General features: G+C 44.9%; 5 protein-coding genes and 1 pseudogene. 2 read left to right on the top strand and 4 right to left on the bottom strand.

Annotation, left to right across the window (positions count from 1 at the left end):
* Positions 1–720: 720 nt before the first annotated feature.
* Positions 721–1,872: pseudogene (locus NST34_RS16495) on the top strand (glycosyl hydrolase family 8); the annotation flags it as partial.
* Positions 1,849–2,565, top strand: coding sequence for a galactose-binding domain-containing protein (locus NST34_RS16490; RefSeq protein ID WP_256721593.1), 717 nt, complete (start codon positions 1,849–1,851; stop codon positions 2,563–2,565). The pseudogene NST34_RS16495 and the gene NST34_RS16490, both read left to right, overlap by 24 nt.
* A 374-nt stretch (positions 2,566–2,939) precedes the next feature.
* Here the strand turns inward: NST34_RS16490 and NST34_RS16485 are convergent, their stop codons facing one another.
* The 4 genes from NST34_RS16485 to NST34_RS16470 all read right to left on the bottom strand — a co-directional run bounded on the left by NST34_RS16485 (position 2,940) and on the right by NST34_RS16470 (position 15,460).
* Positions 2,940–9,713, bottom strand: a complete 6,774-nt coding sequence (locus NST34_RS16485) for a stalk domain-containing protein (RefSeq protein ID WP_341128305.1) — start codon at positions 9,711–9,713, stop codon at positions 2,940–2,942.
* A 109-nt stretch (positions 9,714–9,822) separates the two neighbouring features.
* Complete coding sequence (locus NST34_RS16480) at positions 9,823–10,764, bottom strand: hypothetical protein (protein ID WP_076283672.1); 942 nt, start codon at positions 10,762–10,764, stop codon at positions 9,823–9,825.
* 421 nt (positions 10,765–11,185) lie between these two features.
* Positions 11,186–12,142 carry an alpha/beta fold hydrolase gene (locus NST34_RS16475; RefSeq protein ID WP_341128304.1) on the bottom strand — a complete coding sequence of 319 codons (957 nt, stop codon included), beginning with the start codon at positions 12,140–12,142 and terminating at the stop codon, positions 11,186–11,188.
* 18 nt (positions 12,143–12,160) lie between these two features.
* Positions 12,161–15,460 (bottom strand): sugar-binding protein, encoded by a 3,300-nt coding sequence (locus NST34_RS16470; RefSeq protein WP_341128303.1) that lies wholly within the window; start codon positions 15,458–15,460, stop codon positions 12,161–12,163.
* Between the last annotated feature and the right edge of the window lie 11 nt (positions 15,461–15,471).

Here is a 15,471-nt window from a genome sequence, read left to right as displayed (position 1 = left end):
AAAATAAATTCAACGGCTGCCTGCTCGGCTTTTATCTTCTCAATTACCGCCATTTATGCCAAGAGATTAACAGCGTCTATTGATGTCCTGATCGTATCCAGCGCCAGTCTGTTCACCGATGGACTGATGCTCATTTTTCTGACTATGCTATGAAACCGTATGAATATTTCTTTTTCTTTTTGGATGATTGCAGAATGTTCCTCGTGCCATCTAATCCAGTATGACCATGTTGTTTACTATACTGTTTAGTGTAAACGCTTTTATTTTATGAACATTACTTTTTAATTTATTTTAAAGCATCTAGACACAGCGAAAATAGTTGTGTTACATTTGTGTGAATAAAGTAATGCAGTTTAGCTGGTGATTTGTAACCTGTAGGTGAAAAGTGACGTTGAGGATGCGATGATTTCCTATTGGAGCGCGTACCTTCAAATCTCTTCAGCATATATATAAAATGTCACTTCCGCCCTAAAGTTAAAGCGCTTAAACTTTAGAAGTGTGAATAGCACTTATTGTTAAGCGGTTTACTTTGGAGATCAGTCTAAAGGGAAGGAGGATTCATTGACGTTAATTAAACTAACCATCACTAAAGGAGGAATTTTTGTGTACTCATTGAAATCGACCTCAGGCACAATGAAAGTGATGTTACTTGTCATGCTTTCGGCGGTTATGCTTCTAGCGACATTAGCCGCCCCTGCACCGCTTCAACGGAAAGTTCATGGAGCGGGTGAATTGAAACCGTTTCCTCAACAAGTCAGCTATCCGGGTATCATTAAACCAAACCACGTCAGTCAATCCTCGATGAACAGTTCTGTATCTTCCTACTATGACTATTGGAAGGCTACTTATCTTAAAAACAACTTGTCCTCGCTGCCCGGAGGGTACTATGTAAAAGGTGATATTACTGGCGAAGCGGACGGCTTCGATCCTCTCGGCACATCGGAAGGCCAAGGATACGGTATGGTTATTACCGTGCTAATGGCTGGATACGATACGAATTCCAGAACAATCTATGACGGTTTGTTCAAAACGGCTAGAACGTTCAAGAGTTCTAATAATCCGAACCTGATGGGATGGGTAATAGCAGATAGTACTGGGGCTCAAGGGCACTTCGGTTCAGCAACAGATGGGGACCTCGATATCGCTTACTCCCTTATTCTAGCTGATCGCCAATGGGGCTCGACTGGAACGATCAATTATTTGGCTGAAGCCAAAAAGATGATTGGCGCTATTAAGCTTAGCAATGTGACAACTAACAACAGGCTGAATCTTGGTGACTGGGATACGAAGAGCGCCTTGAATACGCGTCCCTCCGACTGGATGCTCAGTCATCTACGGGCTTTCAATGAAGTTACTGGAGATTCAACTTGGCTAAATGTCATCAACAATCTGTATAACGTATACAGCCAATTTACAGCAGCTTATTCGTCTAGCACAGGTCTGATTTCGGACTTTGTGGTAGGCAACCCGCCTAAGCCGGCCCCCCCAAACTATTTGGAAGAGTTCCCTGAAACAAATGAATACAACTACAATGCAAGCCGTGTACCACTTCGTATCGTAATGGATTACGCCTTGTACGGAGACACCCGTGGTAAGGATATCGCTAATAAAATGGTAGTATGGATCAAAGGAAAAACAGGCAACAATCCGAACAATGTGAAGGACGGTTACCAACTGAACGGTTCGAATCGCGGTACTTATGCGACAGCAGTATTCGTAGCGCCTTTTATCTCCGCTGCGACGACTACCAGCACGCATCAAGCTTGGGTCAATGCAGGATGGGACTGGATGAAGAACAAAAAGGAAAGTTACTTCAGCGACTCCTTTAACATGCTGAACCTACTGTTCATCTCGGGGAACTGGTGGAAGCCTACCTACAGTGCAGCGGATACTCAAGCTCCCTCGGATCCAACGAATCTGACCGCAACAGCAGCTTCAAGCAGCCAAATTAATCTGAGTTGGACTGCTTCTACCGATAATGTCGGTGTAACAGGCTACCGGGTATTCCGTGGCGGCGTGGAAGTAGGCGCGCCTACAGACACATCCTTCAGTGATACCGGACTTACCGCATCGACAGCTTACAGCTATATGGTAAAAGCTGTCGATGCCGCAGGCAACCTGTCTGCTAACAGTAATACCGCATCAGCAACTACAAGTTCAACTCCTGATGCCGGTATCAACCTTGCACTGGGCAAGACAGCGGTAGCCAGTTCTATCGAAGGTGTAGGATTTGAAGCTTCCAAGTCAACAGACGGCAACTCTACTACCCGTTGGGCGAGCATCGAAGGAAGCAACAATGAATGGATTTACGTCGATCTGGGCGCAAACCAAAGCGTAAACCGCGTCAAGTTGAATTGGGAAGACGCTTACGCTAAAGGCTACAAAGTTCAGGTGTCTAACGATGCAACAACATGGACGGATACTTACGTAACAACGACCGGTAATGGTTCTATTGACGATATTACATTTACCGCAAATAGCGGACGTTACGTCAGAGTGCTCTGTACTGCTAGAGGGACCGTATACGGATATTCGATATTCGATTTTGAGGTTTACAGCTCTTAATTGAACAAATCCTGGCGGATATGAATCTGTCAGGATTTGTTTGTCTAAAAGAGCAGAATGTAACTTCTCGGGGGGTTCGTTAGTAAACGAATGGCCTCTTTTTTGATCTCATTTGAGTATGTCTTAAACTTCTACCCTTTAATCGCCATAAAAATGCACCCCCTAGAATTTCATCGGACAAACCAGGGGGTTTATCCAATATCTATTCTAAGGGGTGCACTTCAGTTATCATCAAGATTTTTTGATGATAACTGAAAATGAAATATTCATAATTATTCAGCGATTGCCTTTTCAACGTCCTCGAAACGAATCTTTATGAGACGCTGCAGTGCATGTTAGAGGGTTTCGTGTGTAGCTGCTATTGTTAGCGAATACTACTTCATGATACTAATGGATTTCGTAGTATTATTGAAGAATACATCTGCACCAAAATACTCAGCAATGAAGCGTAACGGGAGCATAGTACGTCCGTTTACAAGTTCAGCTGGAACATCCATTCCTGGTGCAAGTTCACCGATCGCTATGGACAAAGTCTGACCTTTCAAGGTAATCATTACGGTTTTCGTAATGTTATCCCAGCCTACATTTGCTCCTAAGCTCTCCGCAACGAAGCGCAGTGGCACTAAAGTTCTGCCTTTAACTACCATCGACTCAACATCCATACTCATTTCGATTCCGTTTAATTTATACCCTTTCTTACCTAGAGTAAGTTCTAATTTCACAGGTTCAGGCTTGGTTGTAACAAAGATATAGCCTAGTCCATTTGCCGTGAAGGTAAATTTACCTGTCTTATGGTCATATTTGCCGCCTAAGCGTTCCATGTTACCGTCTAATCGAAGCATGACACCGCATAACATGCTAATATCGTTAGTCGACAACTTCTCTTTTGACAGATCGAAGGTTACGGGTATAAGCCCTGTATAATCCGTTACTTCCCGGCCATCCACGAAGATCTTTAATTCATATCCCCGCCCTATAGCTCCGTCTCTTTCATCTACAGGTTTAATGACAACCTTCATTCTCTTGCCTGTATTCAACTGCTTCAACAATTCAGGGGACAATTCAACAGATACGGTGTCATTCGTAACAGTTAGCGGTTTGTCGGCTTTAATAATCGCACCGATCGTATCGTTTTGAATCTCAAGCTCATCTTTTCCGGCTGACATCGTCAATTCAAGGGAATTGCCTTTCTTCAGCTGCTCTTTGATTGTAGCATCAATAAGATCCGCTATCGGTGATTCTGGCGAAGGAGTCGGCGTACTGCTTTGGTCACCAGATCCTCCGCCGTTATTATTTGCAGTAATTACGATAGTTAACTCTATCGTATCCATGCCAGCATGGTTAGAAGCCGTAACAGTGAATTTGTATGTTCCCGCTTCAGTAGGCACCCCTGAAATAACACCCGTAGCTCCTTCTAATTTCAACCCTGCAGGTAAATAATTATCTCTCACTGTCCAAGTAATCGGTTCGTCGCCGTATACCGCTAATGTTACCGTATAAGGTTCTCCAACTTTAACGCTTGGCAGATTCTTAGTGATAATCTCCGGTGCTGTATCAACTGGCTTATCCTCTTTAATCTCGATGCTCAATACTCGCTTATCTATACCAAAATCATTCGTTGCGCCAACAGTGAATTCGTAATATCCTGCCTCTTGAGGCGTACCCGAGATAACACCTGTTGCTTCATCTAGGTTCAAATCTACTGGCAAATCTCCTCCCTGGACCTTCCAAGTAATCGGTTCGCTGCCGTATACCGCTAATGTTACCGTATAAGGTTCTCCAACTTTGCCACTCGGCAAAGTCTTAGTGATAATCTCCGGAGCTGTGTCAACTGAGACATCTTCAGTGATCACTATATTGAACGGTTTCGAGTCACTGCCTGCGTCATTGTTAGCTTGAACTTTGAATGTAAATTGACCCCATTGATCCGGTGTACCCGAGATAACACCTGCATCTTCATCCAAGCTCAATCCTGATGGCAATTGACCACCTACAACAGCCCATTTGATCGGCTTATCGCTGTCAGTGGTAAGAACTGCCGAATAAGGTTGTCCTACCTTGCCATCCGCAAGCGATTTCGTCGTAATCGTTGGCGCAGTACCTGCGTCTTCAACCCATTTCGCATATAATTCAATATCCCTTGTAACAGGATCAGCAACGAAATCCCAGACATCGTTTAATTCTGCATCTTGATACCAACCGCCGAAAATAGTGTTTTCTTTTGTCGGCGCTGTTGGTTCGGTAATTGTCCCGCCCATATCTGCGAACTTCATCACCACTTCGCTGCCACCGTTGGAATCAAAAGTTACCGCATAAGGGTTGTGTGCGCCGATGGAAGGCGTTTTGCCGCTAAGTGGATTGCCGAAGAAGTCTGTTCTCTCCGTCATATGAGGCAGAGCGTTCGCGCGATCCACATATGGGCTTACAATCTCGGCACCTGCACCATAGGCCAGGTTATTACCGTCAGCAAGACGGAACCCGTTCATCGCACTGTAATCAAGCTTGGCATCCACTGTTCCGCTGTTGGTAATCCAATGTTCCGGCGCAGATTTATAATCATTTAATATAGAGTTAAGTTCCTCTTCCGATACATAGCGGTTGTCTGTTGCTGTTACGCCTGCACCTAGATACCCGCCTCCGCCTGCGTTCATGCTACCAAAAAGATTAGCCGGATATACAATGTTGTTCGTAAAACGTCCGGCTGCAAATGAAGCAGATGTTCCCCCGCCTTTCAGACCAACCTGGTTGTTTGCCCCAGTGTAGGCAAAAATATTATTTTGGAAATAAATATGCAAGTTGGAGGCCGTCGGATCAAATACTAACGAACTGCTATTCTTCAATGGTGTGACGATGACATTGTTATAGTATAATCCGCTTAATTCCTCGCTCGTTGAAGAACCTCCCGCAAGTAATATAAGACTGTTAAAGCTCTTGTTAAAATCCGGGCTGCGACCGTCGTTCACGCTAATGTTATAGCGAACGATATTGCCCTTGGCAGCATTCATCTGTAAGTACCAACCGCCATAGTTATTTCGGCTGTAATTGTATTCATACACATTGTCCTGACAATAGTTGTCAATGTCCCATGCCATACCGTCATTACTTGCATGATAAGGGTTGTCCACGGCTTCATTATAGCGGAAGATCGTGCCTTTACTTGCCATAATCCACGCTGCCGCATAGTTTTGCGAACCTAGATATGTTGGCGTTGTATTATTTGGCCCCCAGTTCGTAACCAGGTTGCCGCTCTTATCGCTTAAATAGCTGTATCCGCTGTCTGTAACCACATTTCGTTCCACAAGGGAGTTGTTCCCGCCGGACATGACAATGCCATCTCCAACCGAACTAGAAATCCAGTTGTTTCTAAACACAGCGTTTGATGCCCAAGGATAGCTTGAGTTACTCCAAGTAATGCCTGTGTTATTCGTCCCTGGATTGCTTGGCCCGTAGGCATTGTTGCGAATACCTTCGTTATCGCAGCGAAGGGTTTTATTTCCTTCAACCAATATATCTACATAACCATTAATAATGATGCCGCCGGATACCTTACTTGCTCCATTTGCTTGGTGCAGCCCATTAACATCATGAACGTAGTTATCTCGAATGACGATGCCTTGCATACGAGCATCAGCATAATCTTGAATATTAAACTGACCTTGTCCCAGCTTGGAAATCCGTGACATTACAGCGATACCAGAACGGCCGTCACCTGCTTTATTGCCGATGTTCGTTACTTCAATTCCACTGACTACCCAATAGTTAACGTCATATAACTCAATTGTACCGTTTAAGGAAATGCCTGATGGGCTTGACGCTGTTCCTCCACCATTAATTATCGGGCGTTGGTTAGGGTCGGTCGTATTATATTTTGTAAGCGTAATCGGATTTCCTTCCTCACCATCGCCGCGCAGTCTGATTTGTTCGTTCCATACGCTATTCGCATCCAGATAAATGGTTGAACCTGGAATAAATACATATTCATTAATCTTGGAGATTGATTTCCATGCCGTAGCCGGTGTGCGTCCATCTGCATGATCGTCACCGTTATTGGAGAAATAATAATCACGGACTTCAAGTGGTAGAATGTTCAACTCGAATGTGATTTCGGCAGGATTCAGATCCAGTCTAATGGTATATTTTCCTGGCACGATATTATTTCTTGCGAATGATTCTTTGTTAATTTTCAATACATTACCGCTAACCGTATAATCCACATCCCGCTGCAGTGTTACAGCGCCGATCTCCACTCCAGCTAGATCTGCTAAATCAGGATTTACGGTGATATTATAGTCGTCCAGACCAATAACATATGTGCTGTCTTCCAAGTGGCTATACTCTTTGGGCATGAGCTTTAGTGTAATAGAAGATGTTCCGGTTTGGGCTGTTATTCCACTATCGATAACATATACGTCATCGATAAAGTGCCTGTTCTGTATATCCTTAATCGTTCCAGCCTTGTTGCCCCAGTTCGTAGCAAGCTGCAATGCATCGATCTTGGAAATATTGTTCTTAACTAGGGTATCAAAATTGCCGCCATCTGTTGATTGCCTTCTAATGTCTTTTCCATCGATTTTATAGGTCGTTCCCGTTGATGTAACGAACCATTGGAATTTATGCCAGCCTTCGCTTCGCTTGACATCTACAGGATAGAATCTCCCGGATGAACCGGGTCTGACTGCGTAATTGGTCAGATTTGCGGCCCAATCGCCATCTCCATTGCCATAATTTATTGCGATATGTTCATTGGATGATGGGGTTAAGCCAAAGACAGCGTGGTCATTGGAAGCCGCTCTGCCATCATCATAGTACCAAGCAGTAACGATTGTTGTCTTACCGGTTGCAGGGGCGTAATTATAGGTACCTGGAACAGTAGCCACCTGACCGGCGCCGCTTGATGTTGCGGCTTTTCCTCCGGTACGGGACATCACATCGCTGTGAACATATCCGTTCGCACCATTTGAAAATTTCTTCTCCCCTTCAAATCCATCGTAAAACATAGTGTCAGCCTTATTGAAGTAATCAACGCTTACTTGAACAGTGACCTCTTCGTTCCCTGTCGGAACATAACCTTTCTTAACCGTCACGAATCCGGCATCATCAACTTCAATCTTATCCTTGTCTTGATCTGCCGGTCTGAAGCTGATGTTATCAGCAACGAACACATCAGCAGTGTCAACGATTAACCGTGTTCTATCTCCTGCCCGTAAAGTATCGCTCTGGCGAATTAGTGCAATGTTGGCTGAATATTGTGCACTCTCTTCTGATTCATCAGAGTCCAAGAATCGTGACGTTGCATTGCCGTTTGCTTTTACTTTAAATGTATCATTTAAAGTCGGGGACAAAGCCGCATCATTGCTTGTTGCTGCAATCGGGCTTCCTTTAGCCACTCCATTACTGAAGAGTTGAACCGAATAGGCAGATGCGTTAGCGACGCGGTCCCATGTAGAGTATGTGCCGTTCCATCTGACATTTACCGGTACAGGCAATTTCTCGATCTTTAATATTCCGGATGCTGCAACTTCTTCACTGATGTCCCCCGCATTATTAATGACAATGGCTGTAACCGTGTAGTTGCCCACTCCCAGTGCCCTTGCATAGGGCAGAACATGATGCCTTTCGTGATTGTTAGGCTGGTCGGGTCCTCCATTTTTCGATAAATAATAACCAACAGGTCCACCGTCTTTGAACAGTGTTACAAGGGTGTCACCGTAATTGGAAGCGCCACTATAAATGCCCGTGTCCGAGTCAAGCGTCGGTTTAATTGGCGCATTCACCTGTGTATTGGTGGTTATCAACAACGGTGCAGCATTGGATTTCACCACAATTCCGTCTGCCGAAGACACTTCGCAATAATAGAAATTGCCTTGTTGTGAAGCTGCGTCCACATTGGGAAGCGTTAATAGCGCCTTATCAGCTCCGCTGACTTTTGTCCCGTTCAAGCCAGACTCGTCGTCAGATACATACCATTGATATGCTGAAGCAGCGGCTGATGCCGCAACGCTAAATGTTGCTGTCTCACCTTGTTTCACTTCTGCCGCTGTTGGCTGAGTGATTATTTCTAAATTTGGCAATCCACCGGGAGGTACCAAATTCAATGTTAATGTTCTGGTTCCTGTTGTTGTAGCCACATCTTTAACAACATAAAAATCGTCGATTAGATGTTTATTTTTAATATAAGCTTTGTTGCCTGACTGGTTGTTCCATCCTCCAGCTATTTTAGGCTGAATGGTTGTACCGCTCTTCATAGCTTTGTAAATATTACTTTGCGCTGAATCGGATATTAATGTTCCGTCTATTTGTAAAGTCGCACCATTCGGTGTAATGAGCCACTCGAATTTATGCCAGCCTGTGGAACGTAAAGCCCCGCTATCTTTCCAACGGTTGCCTGCTGTACCCGCTGATGATGGTGCATATGCCCAAGTATATCTAGTCGGGTTATGAATAACATCAGCCTCTGAACTTTGATAGAATGTCCCGGCAAAGGTGGCATTTTTGCCATCTACAATAGCAAATTGAGTTCTATCCGTCGCTGTCTTCTCCTCATCAGGATACGGGTCAAAATACCATGCCGTCATCTTATAATTGCTTCCTGCCGGCAATGCCACGTCTTGGGCTACATTTTCATTATTCGTATCATTCGAAGGTGTAATCGCTTTCAATCCAGAACGGGACTGAGCATCGGAAAGCGTGTATGACGAACCTAATTTGCCAGTTGATGTCATTGGACCATTGTTGTTCTCGAAATCCTCCATGAATAATACATCTGAGTCATGGTAATAACTCGCCGCGGCCGTGATTGTCACCGGGATGCCTGGAGCATCTGGCAACGCAAATGTATAACCGCTAGCTAAAGTAATGTTCCCCTGATTATTAACAGTTAAAAGATTCGCATTGCTGGAATCATAATTAACCTCGTCAATAACCGGTCCTTTCACGAGACTGCTTAAAGGCGAACCTTTATAGGTAAGATTCACCCTGCCTGCCTGACCTGCCGCTTGTGTCAATTCTAGTACAACAGAGTCAAAAGATTCGCCCCCTCCCGCAGCTGACACTTCAGATGAAGGCGCCAAACCGAACAGACCAGGGAACACCAACGAAGTTGCCGTAATCATCGACAAAGCTTTTTGCATCCATTTCGATCGTATCATCCCAAAACTTCCTCCCTTTGAAATTAATAATTTAATACTTTATAAAAAATCTCCATCTATGGAAGCCTCAATAGACATAGATTTTTATAAACTTAAAAACATAACTATTCTAGTTCACTACTAATTCACTAAATCGATTACCGTTATATACGATCTTCAACTTATTCGTATTTGCAATTAACGCTCGCAAGTCAGACTCCGCCGATCCGTATAGAATGGAATCTTTCACTTCTTCCAGTTTAAGCTTGGTGATTTCCGGTTTTGTGGTTAATGTGGCAACGACATCCTCGCCCATATATTTACCGATTACTGTCTCACCTACAGAAGCAGCAGCTAAAGACTCCCAGAACTTAAGAGACTCGGTTTCTTCTTTGGATATATCCAAACGGTTTAGCACTTTCTCTTCCTTGGCCTGTCCCGCTGTCGCTAACGCAGCCGTCAATTCATTTGCAACACGAACATATTCCGCACTTTTTGATGCATACTCAACTTGCAACTCTGCTTCGCTCATTTTCGTTTTTTTAACCTGCGTTTCTACCAAATCCGGCCAACGGGCGCCACTTAAATATTGCATGTATTGATTTAAATCAAACTGAGGCAATCCATAGTAAGTCCCTTCTGAATCTTCCATCTTAGCTCGCTTAACATTTTCATCTTCCATGTCGGATTTTAGCTCATCAAAGCTTTTGTAAGGGGCGATCCCCCGCTCATCTGCAATAAATTGCTCCTGCTTGGTCTTTAGCAATGCAGTCATTGCAGATTTTTTGGCGTATTCAGTTGGGGTTTCATGGTTTTCTCCGTATTGACGTGTCCAGAAGCCCTCATCTACTTGGACCCCATAAATTCTGAAGAAATAGTCTGCCGTTATAGCTCTTTGCTCCTTGACATAAAATTGAAATTCGTCCTCTGTTACGGCGTATCCATCTACAGTAAATATCCAATCTTCAGGTAGCTCCGCCTTTTTGTTAGTTAAGCTCAACACGAGTAAAGCAAGAACAATCAGAGTGGTAAACAAAATAATCACGGTTGCTTTTCGTCTAGTAAGCCCCATGACGCCCCCCCTTTCAAATATTCAACCTAGCTTTGCAAGAAAGCTTATGACAGTGAAATTCATCGCCGTTGCTGGAGAAGTTCCCAAATTTAAATGGTTAGACATAATTGTAAGTTTAGCTGCCCTCTAATGTAAGCGCTTATTTAGACTGAATTAAAACAAATTTGACTAATAAAAAAACAGTTCTAGTTCGCAATTTTGTGTATGCTAGGGGATTAATATCTTATAAAGGAACTGTCGTTTTGACAAAGTAACACCTCAATTTTGGTTTTCAAAAGACAGCCTAAAGCGAGCTGTCCGTTATAATCCCCAAAACACTAATGGCTTCGCCCTCTGAAAACAAAGGACGAAGCCATTAGATATTAACGTTTAAATGTAATTATGGGTGATTATTTTAATGTTGATATTTCGTTCTGATTCATTACTCCAGGAAAAATTGCATCGTCCGGTCGGACGAACCTGGTAAATACTCATGTCCAAAGTCAGGATAAATAACAAGCTGCTTCATCGTGTTCATTTTATTGTATGCTGCAAATTGCGTAGATGGCGGGCATATGGTATCTATTAGCCCGACGCTCATCATGACCTCGCCACGAATTCGATCAGCTAGAAATTGTATGTCAATGTAGCCGAGCTTCTCAAATACATCATGTTCGCGTTGATGAAGCACATCATAGTAGCGAAAATACGTACGCAGCTCGCCATAAGCTTCTTGATCTAAATCCATGTCCCATGTACGCTTGTAATCACTAAGAAAAGGGAAAATCGGTGCAAGCTTCTTCACTCTCGGCTCCAATGCAGCACAAGCTATCGTAAGTCCACCTCCCTGAGATCCCCCTGCAGCGTAAACGCGTTCAGGATCGACTTCAGGCAGCTTCATCGCTATTCCGGCAAGCTGTGCAGTATCTAAAAAAATGTGACGAAATAGCAGTTCATCCGGGTGATCATTTAACCCGCGGATAATATGTCCGTGATGCGTATTTCCCTTTACCCCTCCTACATCCTCCGAGGTTCCCCCCTGGCCGCGGCAATCCATGGCAAGAACAGAGAAGCCTAACGATACATAAGCCAGTTTCTCGCTCCAATCCCCGGCATGGCCGGAATAGCCGTGAAACATAACGACAGCCGGATGAGGGGTTTCCATATTCTTGGGGCGCACGTACTTCACATGAATTCGCGCTCCCTTCACGCCCGTGAAATACAGGTCAAAGCATTCGGCATGGGGTACTTGAAAGCTGCTAGGCACCAGCTCAAGCTGCTGATCAACAGTCCGCATCTCTGCCAGAGCACGCTCCCAATATTCATCGAAATCCGCTGGGCGTGGATTCGTTCCTTCATAGGTTTTCAATTGTTCTAACGGCATATCAACAAGTGGCATAGTTCTTCTCCTTATTGCTTATTGGGTCGGCATCATCCACTGCATGGAGCGGAATAAACTCGGTCTTTTCTCGGAACCGATGCCGCTTGCCCATTCGATCCAGCCTCGTCGTCCCTGTCCGTCATTCTCATTCACGAGCAGCGAGAAGCTCATCACATCTCCATGCTGAGGTGCAATCGGTGTCAGCTCCGACCAAGGCAGAGCTAGCTTATAAATCGTCAGCTTCTGTTCCTCATTCCTGGTTACCGATGCTTCACCATGTTGCACCAGCCCTACTGGCAATCCCCCCAACGCCGTCCAGCGATAGACTTGCGGACCATTAGGAGAATCCGATATGCCATACTCATACCATCCCCGGCTCTCACCCGGAATTCCCGGAGATAACGCAAACTGAATGCTGTCATTATTCCATATATTAGCATCGGAAGCTGCAGCCGAATGAACATTATCATTAATTTTGGCCGTCAGGTACAGGTGATCCTGATCAAAGTGAAGCCAGGCTTGACCGCTCACGCCAATGGTTCCGCTATGGCCGGAGAGCAAGACAGGCTTACCCTGCGACAAATCGATTGTAGGCGCCAAAGCTTCAATTTCCGGTTCGATATGGTCATTGACCGCAATCGTCCCCCGGTTGACCGGATTAAAACTAAAATTCCCTTTATAGACGTATGGCTCCTGCTCCGCAAACTCGACGCGGATGGACGTCGGCTGATCTCCTCCTAGCGCGATCGGACTAAGCGGGATACTGAATTGCTGTTTGCTGCCTGGGAGTACGACCGTGTTGATAAGCTCTTGATCGGACTGTTCCCCAACCTGCCAAGTCACCCTGTCGACAGTAAGACCGGCGGCCTTTCTGAAGTTTTCTACATCGATATTTAGCGTTTGACTGTACTGTCCTTCCTTCTGTTGCATCGCAGGTCTGACCGTAACCTTGTGTGGTACGCCGGTTGCAACGCTATGCTGTAGCTTGCCTATCTTGTTGCCAGCCTCGTCCAACAAGTGAATGATTACCGAACGGAAACCTTCTCGCGTCTCGTTAATACTTAGAGTAAGCGCTTCTGTTTGACCTTGCACCGCTTCAATCGGATAGCTATTCTCCTCCATCTTCGCTGTTATAGTCAGGTTAGGCAGATCATCGTTATTAATCGTTAAGTTGAACGCATGCGGATCTCCTACTGCTGTTTGCCCTCCAGCGATTGTAAATGTGCCGTCCGTAACGATCCGGTTGATGCTTCCTTTGATATAGAATGGCTCTCCCGTTATCGTTATATAGATCTTGCCATGATGCGGGGAGTAAATTTCTGTATTTCCCATAAAATCAGTAATTTCTAGGTTGTTATCCGTTTCGATAACGGCTTGAGTGTCACTCTGCGCCCAGACAACTCTTAGATTTTCGCCACCTTTTGTGAATAAATTGCTTCTGATCGGATCTCCGAATTGCTCAATTTCCTCAAATACTGCACCGGCAAGTTGTCTGCTCATTGCGGCATAACTCGCATAGGCCGGCTTCGGTGTATAGGCCCCCATCGGGTCATTCTTATGTCGGACCAGTCCGAAATTATCCTCATTATAATCATCTCGAAGTCCGTCATTCATAAAATCATACCAAGACATCCGCTCTACGCCGAGACTCAATCCCGATACAAAACCACGCGGCAAATAATTGGCCTGGGTCTTCTCATCGACGCCTTTTGTAGATTGGTGTGTCGGTGATCCGAATTCTGTTACCCAGATCGGTACCAGATTGCCGTTATTGTATTGCTTAATCAAGGTTTTCAGACCTTTCAATTTTGCAAATACGTCGTCAGGTGCGTTCGGGTCCATATAGGTCTGTACAGAGACAGCATCCAGATATTTCAGTCCTGCGTTTTTGTCCTCGCCTTCTCCTACGCCTTTCAGTACACCTTCAATCCAGTTCAGGTCGACGCCTCCTGAGACGATACCGACAACCGGCACATTCGGATGGACCGGTTTAACGACATTATAGGTCTCTTTCATCAGATTGAAGTAATAGTTCGGCTGCGAATTGGCAGGACTGTTGCCCCTTTTGCCGAACCCGCCATTGAACTCATTGTATACATTGAAACCGATGAGCTGATCCTTGTACTGCTCTATATAAGCTTTAGCGTATTCCGCAAGTCCCCTTCTTCCTATATCCGTGTAGGGTGTTGCATTATTATCGTAGAATGGGTTGTTAAATGCCGCCACAAAAAGCAGCTTAAGATCATTCTCCGCAAGCTTCTGCATATAATCATCCGGTGAAGGGGCGAAGGTATAGATGCCTTTTTGTTTCTCGATGCTGCTCCATTCCATGCCATCCCGAACGAAGGATGCGCCCATATAACGGATCAGTTTACTCAGCTCTTTGCTCCATCCGGAGGCAGTCCAGTTCAAATGCGTGCTGACACCAAACGGTGACTCCCCATTACCGGGTGGCAATGCTGAAGAAACAACGGCGTAAGCTGTACTTCGGACCAGTGGTTCACTGCCGGGTCTCTCCGCAGTAACTTCAAGCGTAAAATAGCCCAATTTGCTGAAAGGCACCGTGATCTGAGCTTTCCCGGCGACCGGACTCTCGCTTCCCGAAGTAATCTGTGCGCCATAAATATCATATGTGGCCCAACTTACTGATGGTCTGCTTGTTCTTACAATAAAAACGTTCGGTTCAGAATCCAGGAAAATATTGCCAAGTGCTGTTTGCTGAATTTTCAGCTCTGGCTGCCAATCACCCATCTGAGCCGTCATGTGGTCAACCAGGATAGTGGCCGGTAACGCGGCGTTCTTCATATCAAATCGGTCGAAAAGGATTGTGATGGCGTTTGCCGGTTTATGCCATACACCGTCATTTGCTCCATTCCAGTAAGTAAATGTGTTCGATCCCATCTGACTTACGACAACTTGCTGCCAATCCGATGTATTTTGCAATGTAATGCGCTGTTGGAATGTTTGCCCTGTCGAATCTGTCGTTCGGATTCGCAGTGATTTCAAGTCCGAGGTTTTGACCCAGAATGTTAGTTGTTCAATATCTAGCTCATCCACCTCTTTTTTTATGGATGCAAATGGCGATCCCGTTGGTCTTAGGCTGAAATCTGCTTTTATTTGTCCCATATGGGCTCCGTTGTAACTCTCAGCTGATTCGATCCGATTGAAGCTTCCCTTCACTTCAGGCGAATCCCCCATAGCAAAAATCCAGTTATCGTCTCCTTGCTCAAAATCACTCAGTACATGATTAAAATCCGCTGCTGCATGCGCAGGACTGTAGAACAATACCAGATTGGACAATAAAACCACGACAATCACAATCGATATCCTCTTCATACAGACGAAAT

Origin of the sequence: Paenibacillus sp. FSL H7-0714 (assembly GCF_038003765.1) — a bacterium.
In the GTDB taxonomy this organism is placed as follows: Bacteria; Bacillota; Bacilli; order Paenibacillales; family Paenibacillaceae; genus Paenibacillus_AQ.
The sequence above is the reverse complement of the archived record's forward strand: the minus strand, read 5'-3'. Positions and strand labels throughout refer to the sequence as shown.

Excerpts from the sequence above, each read along its gene's own strand:
- NST34_RS16480 (WP_076283672.1), bottom strand. The coding sequence starts at position 10,764 with ATGGGGCTTACTAGACGAAAAGCAACCGTGATTATTTTGTTTACCACT.
- NST34_RS16475 (WP_341128304.1), bottom strand. The coding sequence starts at position 12,142 with ATGCCACTTGTTGATATGCCGTTAGAACAATTGAAAACCTATGAAGGA.
- NST34_RS16485 (WP_341128305.1), bottom strand. The coding sequence starts at position 9,713 with ATGATACGATCGAAATGGATGCAAAAAGCTTTGTCGATGATTACGGCA.
- NST34_RS16470 (WP_341128303.1), bottom strand. The coding sequence starts at position 15,460 with ATGAAGAGGATATCGATTGTGATTGTCGTGGTTTTATTGTCCAATCTG.